Annotated in this window: 1 protein-coding gene; it reads left to right on the top strand. The window is 30.6% G+C overall.

Annotated features, from left to right (window positions below; translation table 11 throughout):
• Positions 1 to 342 (top strand): hypothetical protein (locus V3W49_RS23110; RefSeq protein WP_500148329.1); only part of this gene is annotated, 342 nt, incomplete at its 5' end.
• Positions 343 to 517 lie beyond the last annotated feature (175 nt).

Genomic DNA, 517 nt, shown 5'->3' with positions numbered 1-517 from the left:
GCTATTACTCCAACTACAACTAATGGAGAATCTGTTGAGCTAAGCAAAGCAGATCGAATTGAAATTATAAAATCCATTTTTGTTGAACATGAGATAGAAATCTTAGAGCCAACTAGTATTCAGATTCCATTATCATTCAAAGAGGGAGAGATCTTCTTCTTCACTGAAAGGGAACAGGAAGATACCGAGAAACTAATCTTTGAATTCATTGATGACTTTGTAAAGCCACGAAGTGACAGAATATTCTTGTGGGAAGATGATAATGTTCTGAATTTTGGAACAATAATTGTCAGAGATGGTGTACCCGAGATACATTATATCGCCATTGACGTAGGCATCTAATTGTTATTTTAATTTCTAAGTTGTGGTTAAATCTCAAAATTTAGGAATTAAATGACATTTGTTTAATCAACTATATTTTCTAAACTTTCATAATGTTTGATTTTGTTTTTCAAATAAGGAATTAGTTTTTCTAAATCTTCCATTGAATTATAAATTATATTTCTCTGATACTCAC

The organism is Rosenbergiella sp. YN46 (assembly GCF_036620675.1).
Lineage (GTDB): Bacteria > Pseudomonadota > Gammaproteobacteria > Enterobacterales > Enterobacteriaceae > Jejubacter.
The sequence above is the reverse complement of the archived record's forward strand: the minus strand, read 5'-3'. Positions and strand labels throughout refer to the sequence as shown.